Annotated in this window: 13 protein-coding genes; 11 read left to right on the top strand and 2 right to left on the bottom strand. The window is 38.8% G+C overall.

Features of this window, described 5'->3' with window-relative positions:
• Nucleotides 1-12: 12 nt before the first annotated feature.
• On the bottom strand, nucleotides 13-1,191 hold the full coding sequence (locus tag M3610_RS03485; protein ID WP_251456556.1) for a M20 family metallopeptidase: 1,179 nt from the start codon (nucleotides 1,189-1,191) through the stop codon (nucleotides 13-15).
• Nucleotides 1,192-1,338: 147 nt separating this feature from the next.
• Here M3610_RS03485 and M3610_RS03480 point away from each other — a divergent pair, with 147 nt between their 5' ends.
• A complete protein-coding gene (locus tag M3610_RS03480) occupies nucleotides 1,339-1,974 on the top strand; it encodes a phosphatase PAP2 family protein (protein ID WP_251456554.1) in 636 nt (211 codons plus the stop codon).
• A 37-nt stretch (nucleotides 1,975-2,011) separates the two neighbouring features.
• Here the strand turns inward: M3610_RS03480 and M3610_RS03475 are convergent, their stop codons facing one another.
• Complete coding sequence (locus tag M3610_RS03475) at nucleotides 2,012-3,412, bottom strand: hypothetical protein (protein ID WP_251456552.1); 1,401 nt, start codon at nucleotides 3,410-3,412, stop codon at nucleotides 2,012-2,014.
• A gap of 300 nt (nucleotides 3,413-3,712) precedes the next feature.
• Here M3610_RS03475 and hemE point away from each other — a divergent pair, with 300 nt between their 5' ends.
• The 10 genes from hemE (at nucleotide 3,713) to M3610_RS03425 (ending at nucleotide 14,202) form a co-directional block, all read left to right on the top strand.
• Complete coding sequence (hemE, locus tag M3610_RS03470) at nucleotides 3,713-4,759, top strand: uroporphyrinogen decarboxylase (RefSeq protein ID WP_251456550.1); 1,047 nt, start codon at nucleotides 3,713-3,715, stop codon at nucleotides 4,757-4,759.
• 160 nt (nucleotides 4,760-4,919) lie between these two features.
• The gene (gene hemH, locus M3610_RS03465) at nucleotides 4,920-5,855 is read left to right on the top strand and encodes a ferrochelatase (protein ID WP_251456548.1); all 936 of its coding nucleotides are present in this window, start codon (nucleotides 4,920-4,922) and stop codon (nucleotides 5,853-5,855) included.
• 34 nt (nucleotides 5,856-5,889) lie between these two features.
• Nucleotides 5,890-7,314, top strand: a complete 1,425-nt coding sequence (gene hemY / locus M3610_RS03460; protein ID WP_251456546.1) for a protoporphyrinogen oxidase — start codon at nucleotides 5,890-5,892, stop codon at nucleotides 7,312-7,314.
• A gap of 72 nt (nucleotides 7,315-7,386) precedes the next feature.
• Complete coding sequence (locus M3610_RS03455) at nucleotides 7,387-8,121, top strand: MBL fold metallo-hydrolase (RefSeq protein ID WP_251456544.1); 735 nt, start codon at nucleotides 7,387-7,389, stop codon at nucleotides 8,119-8,121.
• A gap of 19 nt (nucleotides 8,122-8,140) precedes the next feature.
• On the top strand, nucleotides 8,141-9,130 hold the full coding sequence (lplA, locus tag M3610_RS03450; RefSeq protein WP_251456542.1) for a lipoate--protein ligase: 990 nt from the start codon (nucleotides 8,141-8,143) through the stop codon (nucleotides 9,128-9,130).
• 151 nt (nucleotides 9,131-9,281) lie between these two features.
• Nucleotides 9,282-10,841, top strand: coding sequence for a fatty acid--CoA ligase family protein (locus M3610_RS03445; RefSeq protein ID WP_251456540.1), 1,560 nt, complete (start codon nucleotides 9,282-9,284; stop codon nucleotides 10,839-10,841).
• A 53-nt stretch (nucleotides 10,842-10,894) separates the two neighbouring features.
• Nucleotides 10,895-11,671, top strand: a complete 777-nt coding sequence (locus M3610_RS03440; RefSeq protein ID WP_251456538.1) for an enoyl-CoA hydratase-related protein — start codon at nucleotides 10,895-10,897, stop codon at nucleotides 11,669-11,671.
• A 102-nt stretch (nucleotides 11,672-11,773) separates the two neighbouring features.
• Nucleotides 11,774-12,502 (top strand): AzlC family ABC transporter permease, encoded by a 729-nt coding sequence (locus M3610_RS03435; RefSeq protein ID WP_251456536.1) that lies wholly within the window; start codon nucleotides 11,774-11,776, stop codon nucleotides 12,500-12,502.
• A complete protein-coding gene (locus M3610_RS03430; protein ID WP_098572189.1) occupies nucleotides 12,492-12,800 on the top strand; it encodes an AzlD domain-containing protein in 309 nt (102 codons plus the stop codon). Before M3610_RS03435 ends, M3610_RS03430 begins: the two co-directional genes overlap by 11 nt.
• Nucleotides 12,801-12,930: 130 nt before the next feature.
• Nucleotides 12,931-14,202: a M48 family metallopeptidase gene (locus tag M3610_RS03425; RefSeq protein WP_251456534.1), complete on the top strand. Its 1,272-nt coding sequence runs from the start codon at nucleotides 12,931-12,933 to the stop codon at nucleotides 14,200-14,202.
• Nucleotides 14,203-14,287: the final 85 nt, after the last annotated feature.

Below are 14,287 nucleotides of genomic sequence, written 5' to 3'. Positions count from 1 at the left end.
CAGGGGATTTTCTTATTTGTTTCCATGGATGTTTATAGCTGCTGCTCCTAATGTTTTCGCAGCAATCAACATTGCTTTTTCATCAATATCAAATTTAGGATGGTGGTGCGGGTAGCCAATATCAGAACTGGTAGGTTTCGCACCTGTAAAGAAGAAAGTACCAGGCACATATTGCAAATAATAAGCAAAATCTTCTCCGCCCATTTGCGGCTCAGTTTCTTCAATGTTTATTACTTCAGATACTTGTTCTGCACATGACGCCAAAAATGCTGTTTCACTTGCATGATTAACTACTGCTGGATAACCCCGCTCATAATTAAAATGATAAGAACTTCCCGTCATAGCACATGTGCCTGAAATAATTCTGTCCATTTCATCTTCAATAAATTGGCGGACGTCATCATTAAAGGTACGAACAGTGCCGATGAGTTGAGCTTTGTCCGCAATAATGTTAAATGCATTTTGAGCTGTGAATGAGCCGACAGTGACAACAGCAGAATCAATCGGATTTACCCTGCGACTGACAATCTGCTGGAGATTTAAGACAAGCTGGGATGCTATAACGATGGCGTCCTGGGTTTTATGTGGCTGGGCACCGTGCCCGCCTTTACCTTGAATATCAATTTCAAATCGATCTGCCGCCGCCATGATCGGTCCGGTTCGATATTGTATCGTACCGGTAGGTTCACTTGCCCATAAATGAGTCCCAAAAATCACATCTACACCCTCTAAGCAGCCATCTTCAATCATTGAAATCGCACCGCCTGGGGCATACTCCTCTGCATGCTGATGGATAAAGACATACGTGCCTTCTAATTCCTCTTTAAAGTCGTTTAATGTTTTTGCGAGGACTAGGAGTGTCGCAGTATGTCCATCATGGCCACAAGCGTGCATTACTCCAGGTACTAAGGATTTATAGGGAACATTCTTCTCGTCCTGAATAGGAAGAGCATCAAAATCTGCTCGTAATGCCACCGTTCTGCCGGGCTTTTTTCCATAAACCTTCGCAACCACCCCATTTCCGCCAACATTACCTTTGACTTCAATTTGGAGTTCTTCATAAAATGATTGAATATACTTTGCGGTGTTATACTCCTGAAAAGATAATTCCGGATGCTGATGTAAATAACGGCGGATAGCAACCATTTCGTCATAGCAACCTTCAAGTGCAGTAAACAGTTTGTTTAACATATCTAATCCCCCAAACATTTCAGAAATGAAGAAAGTATTTTCTAACTATTTTAACACTTTTATATTATAAAGTAGATTTTTATATTCTTTTTAATTATACTTTTACTAGAATTTTTATTAGCTGAGAAAGAAGAAAGGGTTTGGAGGATGGAACGGAAGAACAAGAGAAGTGTTTCCTATTTATTTATTATTTTTGCATTTTTATGGGCAGTATTTACGTGCATGAAGGTTGCAATGAACAGTAATTTTTGGATTGATATAAAAGTTGCCGGGCTAGCTGCACATGTGCCTGAACTTGCCATTCCATTTTTTATTAAAATAACGGCAATGGGTGATAAAATAGGGATAGGAATTGTAGCAATACTAGCGCTTGCCTGGCTATTAATAAAAAAGAGAAATTATGTCGGTGCTGCTGCATTGGCCTTATCAACGGCGATTGGAAATGAAGTTAGTAAGTTATTTAAAGATTTTTTTGAGCGTCCCAGACCAGACCTTGAACATCTTGTCAGTGTAAAAAGTTATAGTTACCCTAGCGGTCATGCTATGGTTGGAATGATTGTATATTTTATGATTGCGTATCTATTAATGGAAGAAGCAAGATCCAAAGCAGGGAAAGTAATCATCGCAGTTATTACTGCCATCTTACTTTTATTGATTGGTGCAAGCCGAATTATTTTACAAGTTCATTATCCATCGGACGTACTGGGCGGCTATGCTTTAGGTTATCTCTGGGTAGTTATCTGGATTCTATTATACAACTACTTTAAAAAAAGGATAAAATAACAAAGAGGCTGGTCAGAGATCAGCCTCTTTACATGGATTAAATGAGGAACATCGCCGCAATTGTCGTTACAACAAGACCAATCACAACTGGAAGAAGGTTTCGTCTTGCCAGTTCAAATGGGTCCACATTACAGATGGCAGCTGCTGGGATTAACGCCCATGGTACAAGCGTACCTCCGCCAACCCAGATGGCAGCAATCTGCCCAAGGGCTGTCAATGTGGCTGCGCCTTTGCCGATGGCAACTGCAAATAGGCTTGCTACCGAGCCGGCAAGAGAAATTCCTGAAAAGCCGGAACCATCCAAACCAGTGATTGCACCCACAGTTGTTAGGGTAATCGCCCCAACTTCTTTACTTAACGGTACGATATTAGCGAGGGATACGCCTAAGTCATTTACAATACCTTGCGAAGCCTTTGGTAAAAAGTCGCCAATAATTTTTCCAAATCCGGCATCACCTAGGTAGAAAAACGCAGCGATTGGAATAACAGGTCCGAAAACCTTAAATCCAAATTGGAATCCTTCGATTAGATATTGAGTTGTTTTTTCTAAACCTTTATTTTTATGGCTGGTTAGAGTAATTAACAAAAGAATGAGAATGGAGGTACCGCCGATTAATGCGGTGGCATCCCCACCGGCTAAATCAAGGATTGACATAGTAGCAACATCCGCAGCAAACAATAATGGCACTAAAAAAGCAAAGAAACGTTTTTGGGCAAGTGATAAAAGTGAAGATTGATCAGTGGATTCTTCAGCAGGAGAATCCACGCTGACTGAGGTTGAAGTAGTGAGTATACCGCGCTTCATATCCCTTCGTAAGAAATAGAAGGCCGTAACAGTTGTAACAAGCCCCATAATAAACACTAATGGAATGCTTGCATTAATGACATCTTGAATGGGTATACCAGCGGCATCAGAGGTTAACTTAGGAGCAGCTTGAATGACAAAGTCACCGGATAAAGCGATTCCATGACCAAACAAGTTCATTGCCATGGCAACACCAAGTGCTGGAAGTCCTGCCCGAATCGCAACCGGAAGAAGAACAGCACCTAGAAGTGCAACAGCAGGGGACGGCCAGAAAAACCAGGAGATCACCATCATTAATATCCCAATCGTCCAATACGCTAGAGTTGGGTTGCGGATTAACTTTCGAAAAGGTGAAATCATAACATCATTTATTCCAGTTACTGTTAATGTGTTGCTCATCGCAACAATTATTGAAATAACAAGAATGGTAGATAATAATTCTGTAATGGCATAACTGAAACTGTTAAAAATGCTGCTGATTGAATGACTTAACGAACCTGTTGCGGTAATAGCAATGAGGAAAATACCTACAATACATACAATCGACGTGTCCCTTCTCATGACCATAAATCCGATAATAAGGACAATAAACGTCACATAGATCCAATGAAGAGCAGTAAGCTCGACAATCATACTATTCCCTCCTTTCTTCATCCAGGGGGCTATAGCCCTGTTGGATGTAATACAGGATATGAAAATCACCCTAAGTGGTGAGAGGAAAAAGTGAAAAAATATTGCGAAGCATTCTGTCGAATTTAACAAATTTTAAAACGTAAAAACGACACTTTTTTGACAGTTATTATCGTTAGCTATACACAAATAGGATTAATAGATATAGTAAATACAGTTTAGTAAGAATCAGTAAGTTTTAAATTCAAGCTATATATATTAAAATGGACAACAGACATGTGTTTTGAAAGGTGGACTATAGTAATGGCAAGAACAATTAATGAAACATTTTTAAAAGCAGCAAGGGGAGAGAAGATTGATCATGTCCCTGTTTGGTATATGCGTCAGGCAGGCAGATCGCAGCCGGAGTATAGAGCGATTAAAGAAAAGTACTCCCTTTTTGAAATCACCCACCAGCCTGAGTTATGTGCGTATGTAACTCGCTTACCTGTTGAACAATATAACGTTGATGCGGCGATACTTTATAAAGATATTATGACACCCCTTCCTGCGATTGGCATGGAGGTAGAAATAAAGGGAGGGATTGGACCTGTTATTGACAATCCCATTCGTTCTTTAGAGGATGTGGAAAAACTGGGTGAAATTAATCCTGAGGAAGACGTTCCCTATGTATTGGACACCATTAAATTATTAACACAAGAGCAGTTATCCGTACCGTTAATCGGTTTTTCCGGTGCACCTTTTACACTGGCAAGTTATATGATCGAAGGCGGCCCTTCTAAAAACTATAATAAGACCAAGGCGTTTATGTACACGGAGCCGAAGGCATGGTTTGCATTAATGGACAAACTTGGCGATATGATCATTACATATGTAAAGTCGCAAATCAAAGCCGGTGCAAGGGCAATTCAGATTTTTGATTCATGGGTAGGAGCATTAAATGTGGAGGATTATCGTTACTTCATTAAACCTATCATGAACCGGATCTTTACATCATTAAAAGAGGAAAATGTTCCGTTAATTATGTTCGGTGTGGGTGCGAGTCATCTTGCATTAGAATGGAATGACCTTCCGCTTGATGTGGTAGGCTTAGATTGGCGTTTACCAATTCACCAAGCAAGAGAAATGGGAATCGATAAAACGGTTCAAGGAAACCTTGATCCAGCTATTTTGTTAGCCCCATGGGATGTTATTGAAGAAAGAGCAAAGGCGATTTTAGATCAAGGAATGGAACGCAATGGCTATATTTTTAATTTAGGTCATGGGGTATTCCCTTCTGTTAATCCAGAAACATTAAAAAAATTAACTTCATTTGTCCATGAGTATTCAGCATCAAAATTAAATCGATAATATCCCATTTTAAGGTTTAAAATTGGTAAGGAGTCCAATTTTTTGGCACAATAAGATGGGCTGCTTTAAAATGGGTCATTAGGGGCATCACAGCTTTTAGTGACCCAGCCCAAACATTTGAATGGGAACTAGCGAACAGATTTATAAATGAGGTGCGAACATGACAAAAAAGAAAATGGGTCTACTTGTAATGGCTTACGGTACCCCATATACATTAGATGATTTAGAGGGATATTATACCCACATTAGGCATGGACGGAAGCCTACTCCAGAAATGATTGAAGAACTTCGAAGCCGGTATGAGGCTATTGGAGGGATTTCCCCTTTAGCAAAGATTACCCTGCTGCAAGCAGAAAAGCTCGAAGAACATTTAAATAGTGTTCAACAGGAGATAGAATTCAAAATGTATCTTGGGTTAAAACACATTACCCCCTTTATCGAAGATGCAGTGAAACAAATGCATGATGATGGAATCGAAGAAGCTATTAGTATCGTTCTTGCTCCTCACTATTCTACTTTCAGTATTAAATCCTATAATGGAAGAGCCAGAGAAGAAGCAGATAAATTAGGCGGAAAGCTTAAAATAAGAGCCATAGACAGTTGGTATCAGGAACCGAAGTTTATTGATTATTGGGTGGACAAGGTAAAGGAAGTATTTGCAGGAATGCCCCAAGATGAGAAGGATCAATCTGTTCTGATTGTTTCCGCACATAGTCTGCCTGAAAAGATTCTACAGTTTGGGGATCCATACCCAAGCCAGCTTCAAGAAACTGCTGACCTTATTGCAAAACAGGCAGGAATAAAAAATTATGTAGTAGGATGGCAAAGTGCTGGGCAAACTCCAGAACCATGGCTTGGTCCTGATGTTCAGGATTTAACCAGGGATTTGTACCATGCCCATCATTATAAAGCATTTGTATATGCACCAGTAGGGTTTGTATGTGAACACCTTGAAGTGTTGTATGATAATGATTTTGAATGTAGAAAAGTGACGGAAGAATTAGGTGTTAATTATTATCGTCCGGAAATGCCTAATGCTAAGGAAGAATTTATTGATGCATTATCGACCGTCGTCCTAAAAATGACTGCAGAATAGGCTTTAGAATGTGTGTCGAAGGAAGGTGACCACCGTGGCGGAAGAAAAACAAAAAATTATCATTATCGGGGGAGGGATTGCTGGGCTTACCTCAGCTTTTTATCTTCAAAAAGCAATTCAGGAAGAGAATCTCCCTATTGAGTTGAAACTTATCGAAGCATCACATCGTCTCGGCGGCAAAATGCAAACTGTTATTAGGGACGGTTTTACAATTGAGAGAGGGCCGGATTCATTTTTAGCCCGGAAGTTAAGTATTAGCAGGCTTGCAAAGGAAGTAGGAATGGAAGAACAATTAGTCCATAATTCTACAGGTAAATCATACGTTTTAGTTAATGAGAAACTTCACTCTATGCCCGGTGGTTCAATTATGGGAATACCAACCGAAGTTGGACCTTTTCTCACAACTGATCTTTTTTCCATTCCTGGTAAATTAAGAGCTGCAGCGGATTTCATTCTACCAAAATCAGAAAGTGGAAAAGACCAATCCTTAGGTGAATTCTTCAGAAGAAGACTTGGAGATGAAGTGGTTGAAAACTTAATTGAACCGTTATTGTCTGGGATTTATGCGGGAGATATTGATCAATTAAGCCTCATGTCTACTTTTCCACAATTTTATGAAGTAGAACAGAAATACAGAAGCCTGATCATTGGTATGAAAAAATCCACTCCTTCCCAACCGAAAACGCCTGTTAGCAAGGAAAAAGCGAAAGGTGCATTTTTAACCTTTAAAACTGGATTACAATCGTTTGCTGAGGCCATAGAAGCCAAAATAGATCCAAAAACGATCTTAAAAGGTCATCGAGTTGATAAAATTACTAAGCACGGTAATAAATATGATGTATATCTCAATAATGGGGAAACATTAGTTGCGGATAGCATTATCGCAGCTACTCCTCATAAGATAACACAGTCAATGTTTGCGGATTATCACTTTTTTGATCCTTTTAAAACAGTCCCTTCTACATCAGTAGCCACCGTTGCTCTAGCTTTTCCTGAAGAAGCTGTGAAAAATGATATTAACGGAACAGGTTTCGTCGTTTCTAGAAACAACGATTATTCAATTACTGCTTGTACGTGGACACATAAAAAATGGGCTCATTCAGCACCAAAAGGGAAAGTACTCTTACGTTGTTATGTGGGACGAGCAGGAGAAGAAACAATCGTCGATCTCTCTGATGACCGGATTATCAAGATTGTCTTGGATGACTTGAAAAAGATCATGGATATCACGACGAATCCTGATTTTTCAATTATTTCCCGCTGGAAAAATTCTATGCCTCAATATACAGTGGGACATAAACAACGTGTAACGGACATCATAAAGCATATGAATGCAGAGCTGCCTGGGGTATTTTTAGCAGGTGCTTCTTATGGCGGTGTCGGACTTCCTGATTGTATTGATCAAGGCGAGGCAGCCGTCAAAAATGTATTAGATTATTTAAAAAAAGAAAATTTCTAAAACGAAGCTGTACATTGCTGGCAGCTTCTTTCTTCTGCTTGTAATTTACACTATGAAGGTGGAGGCGTTATTTTGAAACTTACGGTTATTGGTTATTGGGGTGGATATCCGAAGCAGAATGAAGCTAGTTCTGGTTATCTGCTTGAACATGATGGCTTTCAATTGTTAATGGATTGTGGTAGCGGGGTACTTTCTAAGATACAAAATGTTACCCAGCCTGAGGAACTAGATGCGGTAATCCTTTCGCATTACCATCCTGACCACATCGCAGATATTGGCGTCTTACAGCATGCAAGATTAATCCAAGGATTTTTAGGAAAGAAGACTCAAACATTGCCTCTATATGGTCATGATTTGGATCAATCTGAATTTAACAAATTAACCTATAAAGATATAACAAAAGGGGTTTCTTATAATCCTAGTGAGGTTCTCACCATAGGTCCATTTCATGTTTCTTTTCTTAGAACAGACCACCCGGCCCCGTGCTACGCAATGAGAATAGAAGCAGATGGAAAAGCAATTGTTTATACAGGTGATAGTTCGTATAAAGAGGAGTTTATTGAGTTCAGTCGCAATGCTGATTTACTACTTTGTGAATGTAACTTTTATGGACATCAAAATGGAAAATCAGCAGGGCACATGAACAGTATTGACGCGGGAAAGTTTGCACATAAAGCAGAAGTGAAGCAATTAGTTTTAACACATTTGCCTCACTATGGATCCTTACCTCAGTTAATTACTGAAGCATCAAGTCAGTTTGCGGGTATAATTAGGCTTGCAGAAGAATTTCAATCTATTTCACTATAAAAAGGGGCCATCAACTATTATGTTATTTATTGATAATAAAGGAGTCACTGATCCAAGGATAAATTTGGCGATTGAGGAATACGCGCTGAAAAATCTTGATATTAATGAAACGTATTTATTATTTTATATAAATGAACCGTCTATCATAATCGGTAAGAACCAAAATACCATTGAAGAAATTAATACAGAGTATGTGGAAGGTAACGGCATTAAAGTTGTCCGGAGACTGTCCGGCGGCGGTGCGGTCTATCATGATCTTGGTAATTTAAACTTTAGTTTTATCACAAAGGATGACGGGGAGAGTTTTCATAATTTCCGTAAATTTACTGAACCGGTTGTGAAGGCATTAAACAAATTAGGAGTAAACGCCGAATTAAGCGGCAGAAATGACATTGAGGTCGGAGGCAGAAAAATTTCTGGAAATGCCCAATTTTCAACCAAGGGTAGAATGTTTAGCCATGGGACGTTAATGCTGAATTCCGAAATAGAAAATGTCGTCTCAGCGTTAAAAGTTAAAAAGGATAAAATCGAGTCCAAAGGAATTAAATCTGTCCGCAGCCGGGTTGCCAATATTTCTGAGTTTCTTACTGAAAAGATAGAAGTTGGTGAATTCAGATCCTTACTGTTAAAGAATATATTTGAGGGGCAAGAGGAAGTGCCAGAATATCTTCTTACGGAAGAAGATTGGGAAAAAATTCACCAACTTTCAAAAGAACGTTACCAAAGCTGGGATTGGAACTATGGAAGATCGCCTAAGTTCAATTTACAGCATTCGCACCGCTTCCCTGTAGGCAGTATTGATGTTCGTTTAGAGGTCAATAAGGGGGTCATTGAAAATTGTAAAATCTATGGCGACTTTTTTGGTGTTGGGGATGTAAGTGAAATTGAGGCAAAGTTAACGGGCGCGCGATATGAAAAAAATGAAATCGAAAAGGCTCTTGCAGATGTTGACACTACCCATTACTTTGGAAATATTGACAAGAAAGATTTTTTAAATTTGTTATATTAAGAAGTGAGGCACAGCATTTTCAAATGCTGTGCTATCTTTTTATCTGAATTTTCAAGTATTATACTTGTATAGGTTCTGTACTTTTAATATAATAAGTTTAGAAAATTGCTGTAATTTTGTGAATGAACATTCATTCAACAGGAGGGAGAATATGAATCTTTTATCAAAGTTTGAAGAATCAGCGAAGAACTTTGCTGCTAAACCAGCCTATTATTTTATGAACCAAATCTGTACTTATGCTGAATTAGATGGTGCGATTACTAAATTTGCATCCGGTTTAGAAAAATTAGGGGTGAAAAAAGGGGATCATATTGCCATATTGCTGGGGAACTCGCCGCACTTTGTAATCAGCTTATATGGTGCATTACGATTGGGGGCAACTGTTATCCCAGTAAATCCTATCTATACTGCCGATGAGATTGGCTATATATTAAATAATGTTGACGTTAAAGCAGTTATCGGGCTTGACCTGGCAATCCCATTAGTTGAAAAAATTCACACCTCCCTTCCCAAAGTAGAACATTATATTTTTTGTGAAACAGCACCAAATAGCAATGTAGAATCGAAAATTGAGAATCTATCATGCTCTCCAAAAATGAAATCGTTTTCATTGGTAATTGCAGCTGGAGACTTAACCTTTAAGGGACCTGAGCTCGAGGACGATGATACAGCTGTCATTCTTTATACATCAGGTACGACAGGACAACCTAAGGGTGCAATGTTAACGCATAGAAATTTATATAGTAATGCTAAAGATGTAAGCGAATATTTGAAAATGAATTCCGATGATAAGGTAGTAACTGTCCTTCCTATGTTCCATGTTTTCTGTTTGACTGTTGCCTTAAATGCACCATTATTAAGTGGAGCAACGCTATTAATCACTCCAAAATTCAGTCCAAAGGAAATTTTTGGATTAGTTAAAGAAAATAGAGCTACTGTTTTTGCAGGTGTCCCAACCATGTATAATTTCCTTCTTCAATATCCTGATGGAAATCCTGAAGACTTAAAATCTTTACGCCTATGTATCTCAGGAGGGGCTTCCTTACCCGTAGCCCTTTTAAAGAATTTTGAACAAAAGTTTACTGTTGTCATTTCTGAAGGCTATGGGTTGTCTGAGGCTTCTCCTGTTACTTGCTTTAATCCGCTTGACCGCCCTCGAAAGCCAGGGTCAATCGGGACATCCATCCTCCACGTTGAAAATAAAATCTTTAATGAGCTTGGTGAAGAAGTCTCCATTGGCGAGGTAGGAGAATTGGTTGTGAGAGGTCCTAATGTCATGAAAGGGTACTATAAAATGCCCGAAGAAACCATAACGACTATTCGAAATGGCTGGCTTCATACTGGGGACCTTGCCAGAATGGATGAAGATGGGTACTTTTATATTGTCGATCGAAAAAAGGATCTCATCCTAGTAGGCGGCTATAATGTCTATCCGCGTGAAGTGGAAGAGGTTATTTATAACCATCCAGATGTTGTCGAAGTGGCTGTTCTCGGCGTTCCAGACCTAGATCTCGGGGAGGCTGTAAAAGCCTTTGTTGTCAGCAGGAACCCTGAGCTAACAAGAGAACAATTACTAGATTATTGCAAGGAGCACTTAGCCAAATATAAAATTCCTTCTTCGATTGAATTCATTGATGAACTTCCAAAGAATACAACTGGGAAAATCTTAAGAAGGGCACTAAAGACACAGGTAGTCGAAACCAGAAACTAGAATTTACTTCAGAGGACAGGTTGTGTTAACCTGCCCTATTAAGGGGGAGCATAGTGGAGCCAATTTTGCTGGAGTTTAATAATCATTTGGCAGTTGTCACAATTAATCGGGCCGATTCTTTAAATGCGTTTAATTATGAGACATTACTTGATTTACAGAAAACGGTTGAAGAAATTAGAATAAATCCAAAAGTTCAGGCTGTTCTTTTTATTGGTGCCGGTGAAAAGGCATTTAGCGTGGGGGCTGATTTGAAGGAACGAAAATCATTAACTGACGAACAAGTGAAGCGAAATCTATATAAAATTAATGAGGTTTTTACGGCAATTGATAGTCTGCCCCAACCGACTATTGCCGCAATAAATGGATTTGCTTTTGGTGGAGGAATGGAGTTAGCTTTGGCTTGTGATTTCCGTTTTGCAGCAAGAGAAGCACTATTGGGGTTAACGGAAACGAGTCTTGCTATCATTCCAGGTGCAGGAGGTACACAACGTTTACCACGCTTAATAGGTCAGGCGAAGGCCTTGGAACTCATTTTGACAGCACGCCGCTTGTCCGCTGATGAGGCTTATGCCTTTGGACTACTGACAAAAGTTGTAGAGAGAAAAGATTTAATGACAGCGTGTTCAGCCTTTTGTTCGCAATTACTGGCAAATGGGCCTATTGCATTGCAACAAGCCAAGTTTGCTATAAAAAATGGGATGAATACGGATCTAAACACAGGATTACAAATAGAAAGAAAAGCATACGAAGTAACACTCCCAACAGAAGATCGAATCGAAGCATTGCAAGCTTTCGCTGAAAAAAGAAAGCCAGCCTTTAAAGGGAAATAACGAAACATGGTGCTTGGCGCCATGTTTTTTTATTTTATTTTGACTGAAAATTTGCTATTATTTATTCTTACATGTGTAAGTGTAACAAGGGGAGGAATAGAGTTGGCGGATTTAGCTTTTAGTAAAGAATCGTCGGAATTTAAAAAAGGACTTCAAGCCGGGATAAGTATCGGAATTGGCTATTTTCCAATTGCACTGACCTTTGGTCTTCTCGCTAAGACTTCAGGACTATCTCTATCCGAAACGGTGTTAATGAGTATAATTGTATTTGCAGGTGCATCCCAATACATATCACTTAGTCTGATCGCCTATGGTACAGGAATATTTGAAATTATTTTAACAACGTTTATTGTAAATATTCGTCATTTCCTAATGAGTACATCCTTGAATGAAAAAGTTGAAGAGGACCATCTAATTAATAAGTTAATTTATTCATTTGGGATAACGGATGAAACATTTTCAGTGGTTGCTACAAAAGAGGGACCGGCGGCAACTGGCTTTTTATTTGGTGTTATCTCGGTATCATATTCTAGTTGGGTAGTTTTTTCTGGACTGGGTCATTTGATTGGAGCTAACCTGCCTCAAACTCTGCAGGAAAGCATGGGGGTCGCGCTATATGCCATGTTTATTGGACTTCTAGTCCCATCCATGAAAAAAAGCGTAAAGGTAGTATTTCTAGCAGTACTAGGCGCGATATTTAATTCGATATTTACCATTGGAGACCTCATGGCTCAAGGCTGGGCAATTGTTACCGCAACCATTTTATCAGCCGTCATTATCGAATCAGTTGAAGTAATTAAAAGGAATCGGAGTGTAAGAAATGAAAGCTGAAATCGTTTGGATGATTCTTGGGATGGGTTTGGTTACGTATATACCGCGTATGATGCCTTTTGTTTTATTTAAAGGGAAAGAACTGCCTCCTTTTATTCAAGGAGTTCTAAAAAATGTTCCTTATGCTACACTAGGGGCTTTAATTTTCCCAGCGATTATTTTTATTCAGAAGGAAGATATCTGGTATGGGGTAATAGGGGCCGTAGCTGCTTTTATTGCGGCAATATTAGGGGCTAATGTCATCGTAGTAGTCATTGGATCTATTGCTGTTCTATCGATATATTCATATCTTATGTAAGTCGGTATTTAAAACCGGCTTTTTTATTATCTAGGCTCCAGTGCCGAGGCACTTGCATTTTAATTGTTCTAATTTGTCCTTTTTTAACTAAACTAAGTATAGAGAGTTTGTACAAAAAGGGGGATAAATCGTGGCGAGAAAAATGGGAGTCTATGCGGTCGTGGGCTACATTCTATATGGATTGATTATTTATTGGTATTTATTCTATTTTGCTGATTCGAGCCTCCCATTTGAATATGAAGGATCGAAGGCGGACCCGGCCACCTTTTTGAATGGCAGGGAACTTATGTTGAGTGAGGAGTACTCCAAAATAAGGAATTTATTATTTTTCTTATCCACTCCCTTAGAATGGCTCATTTACTTCTTCATATTATTATTTGGCTTATCTAAAGCAATTAAGAATTGGGCTGAAAACTCCACTAAGTATAAACTGCTGCAAACAGCCATTTATTTGATTTGGTTATCTGTTTTCGCTTATTTGGCGACATTTCCAATAAGCTATATTAGTTTTAATTTATCAAAAACCTATAATATTTCGACCCAGTCGTTTGCTTCCTGGATGAAAGATGAGGTAATAGATTTTTGGCTTAATTATGGGACCTGGCTGATCATTGTCCCGGTATTATACTGGTTGATGAAGAAAAGTCAAAAACGCTGGTGGCTGTATGGGTGGCTTTTATCTATTCCATTTACATTATTTATGATGTTTCTCCAGCCAGTTGTGATTGACCCGTTATATAATGACTTTTATCCTTTAAAAGATAAAGCATTGGAAACAAAAATCTTGACACTGGCCGAAAGGGCTCAAATTCCAGCTACCCATGTATTTGAAGTGAATAAGTCAGAAGAAACCAATGCTTTAAATGCCTATGTCACGGGGATCGGTTCTAATGCCCGGATTGTCCTATGGGATACTACCTTAAATAAACTATCGGATAATCAAATCTTATTCATAATGGCTCATGAAATGTGCCATTATGTAGAAAAACATATTTATTTTGGAATAGCTGGGTACCTTTTGATATCACTGCTCGGTTTGTATTTGACCTATAGAATTATGAATTGGGCAACCAAACGATGGGGCAGCGAATTGAAAATCTCGGATGTAAGAGATATTTGTTCACTTCCATTATTTTTTATGATCCTTTCGATGCTTCTGTTTGCTGCCAGTCCATTTACTAATTTTACTTCTCGTTATCAGGAAACACGCGCCGATAAATATGCGATTGAAATGACTAAAAATTCAGAGGCTGCGATTACTTCTTTTCAGGAATTAACTCGTTCTGGTTTAAGTCAAGTAAATCCGCCGTTATTAGTAAAAATCTTCAGGTATACTCATCCTTCCATGCTTGATCGGATATCGATGCTTGAAGAGTATGAAGTGAACCAAAGGAATAAATAGGTGCCAACATAAGAAGGGCTGAGACATCAATATATGTCTACAGCCTTTTTTGTTACATAAAATTACTCAAAGGAAGTGGAAATAT

The sequence above is a fragment of the Neobacillus sp. MER 74 genome (assembly GCF_023714155.1).
This window is presented reverse-complemented; position numbering and strand designations above follow the sequence as displayed.

Coding starts and splice junctions, on each gene's coding strand:
- M3610_RS03485 (WP_251456556.1), bottom strand. CDS start 1,191: ATGTTAAACAAACTGTTTACTGCACTTGAAGGTTGCTATGACGAAATG.
- M3610_RS03480 (WP_251456554.1), top strand. CDS start 1,339: ATGGAACGGAAGAACAAGAGAAGTGTTTCCTATTTATTTATTATTTTT.
- M3610_RS03475 (WP_251456552.1), bottom strand. CDS start 3,412: ATGATTGTCGAGCTTACTGCTCTTCATTGGATCTATGTGACGTTTATT.
- hemE (WP_251456550.1), top strand. CDS start 3,713: ATGGCAAGAACAATTAATGAAACATTTTTAAAAGCAGCAAGGGGAGAG.
- hemH (WP_251456548.1), top strand. CDS start 4,920: ATGACAAAAAAGAAAATGGGTCTACTTGTAATGGCTTACGGTACCCCA.
- lplA (WP_251456542.1), top strand. CDS start 8,141: ATGTTATTTATTGATAATAAAGGAGTCACTGATCCAAGGATAAATTTG.
- M3610_RS03445 (WP_251456540.1), top strand. CDS start 9,282: ATGAATCTTTTATCAAAGTTTGAAGAATCAGCGAAGAACTTTGCTGCT.
- M3610_RS03430 (WP_098572189.1), top strand. CDS start 12,492: ATGAAAGCTGAAATCGTTTGGATGATTCTTGGGATGGGTTTGGTTACG.